The sequence below is a fragment of the Streptomyces sp. MB09-02B genome (genome assembly GCF_033794485.1).
In the GTDB taxonomy this organism is placed as follows: Bacteria; Actinomycetota; Actinomycetes; order Streptomycetales; family Streptomycetaceae; genus Streptomyces.
Window position 1 is genome coordinate 1 of sequence record NZ_JARGEE010000836.1, and the last position, 1507, is coordinate 1507.

General features: G+C 75.4%; 2 protein-coding genes. One reads left to right on the plus strand and one right to left on the minus strand.

Translation table 11 applies throughout. The features are described 5' to 3' along the window. Positions 1 to 683 (minus strand): DUF2293 domain-containing protein (locus P1P70_RS44495; protein ID WP_319248170.1); only part of this gene is annotated, 683 nt, incomplete at its 3' end. 140 nt (positions 684 to 823) lie between these two features. On the opposite strand from P1P70_RS44495, the gene P1P70_RS44500 reads away from it, so the two are divergent. Further along, a complete protein-coding gene (locus P1P70_RS44500; RefSeq protein ID WP_319248171.1) occupies positions 824 to 1465 on the plus strand; it encodes a uridine kinase in 642 nt (213 codons plus the stop codon). Positions 1466 to 1507: the final 42 nt, after the last annotated feature.

The window sequence follows — 1507 nt, forward strand, 5'->3', positions numbered from 1 at the left end:
CACCCCACCCCCCGCCACCCCCGCAGCGTCGTCTCCACCGTGGCCGCGATCCGTCGGCGTGCCTCGTAGCGGGGCACGCCGGTCATCAGGAGGTGGTCGTACGGCGTGTCCACATGGCGTACGGACGCGATGACCGCCGAGGTCACCGCGACCTCCGTCAGCGCGCGCCCGGCCGCGCTGCGACCGACGCGGCCGCTGCCGCGCACCGAGGCGTGGGCGGCGATCTCCCGGGCCCGCGCGGGCGGACAGCCAGGGAACAGCCGTCGTATCTCCGCGGCGAACGCGTCGGTGAAGCGCACGTCCTCCGCCGCCCGGCGGCGCGCGTCCCGTACCCGGCGGCGGCGTCGCGCCTCCACGTCCGCCAGGCACCGCTCCTCGGCCCGGCCGAGCCCCGCCTCCTCGACCAGGACGCCCTGCCGCTCGTACCGGCCCCGGCGCCGGTTGAACCGTACGACCACGGCCGACAGCGCGCTCTCCTCCCGCGCCCGCCGGGTGAGCGCTGTGTCGCCCCGGGGCAGGAACACCAGGTGCCCGAGGTCCGCGCAGTCGAGGCAGCGTGGTGCTCCCTCCTCCAGGACCAGCATCGCCACCGGACCGCTCCGGCACTCGGCGCAGTGTTTCTTTCTGAGCGCCTGCACGACGACAAGTCCGGTACGGGGCGGGGGAGTAGCGAGCGCTGCCATACGCGGTTCATTCCCCCTGGTGGTCGCATGGTCACGCCGTGCCCCGACCGGACGGCTGCCCGGCGTGCCGCCCGGAGTGCCGCCCAGACCCGTGACCGGACCGCCGACCCGGTCGGGCACGACTCGTGGCGCGCGGCATCATGGGCCGTGTGCGATTCGAAGCGATCACCTGGGAGCGGCTCGCCGACCTTCTCGCCGACCGCCTCCTCGACCTGAAGCCGGACGACGACTCGCCCTGGCCGCGGATCGCCTTCGACGGCGCCCCCGCGGCCCGCCCCGGCGATCTCGCCGCCCTGGTGTCCGAGGCGCTGCGCATACGCGGCCGGTCCTCGCTCGTCGTGGGGACCGAGGGCTTCCTCCGGCCGGCGTCGCTGCGGTTCGAGTACGGCCACGAGGACGTGGAGGCGTACTACGACGGCTGGTTCGACACCGCTGCCCTGTGGCGTGAGGTCTTCGGCCCGCTCGACCCGGGCGGCACGGGCCGGGTGCTGCCCGACCTCTGGGACCCCGTCACCGACCGCGCGACCCGCAGCCCCTACGTCCCACTCCCGCCCGGCGCGATCCTGCTGACGCACGGCCCCCTCCTCCTGAAGCACTGGTTCCCCTTCGACCTGTCCGTCCATGTCCTCCTCTCCCCGGGCGCCCTGCGCCGGCGCACCCCCGCAGGCGAGCACTGGACCCTCCCCGCGTTCGAGCGGTACGAGACCGACACCGACCCGGCTGCCACCGCCGACGTCGTGGTGCGCGCCGACGACCCGCGGCACCCGGCCTGGAACGGCTGACCGGTGCGGGATCCGTCCCCCGCGTCCCCCGCGTCCCCCGCG

Coding starts and splice junctions, on each gene's coding strand:
- P1P70_RS44500 (WP_319248171.1), top strand. CDS start 824: ATGGGCCGTGTGCGATTCGAAGCGATCACCTGGGAGCGGCTCGCCGAC.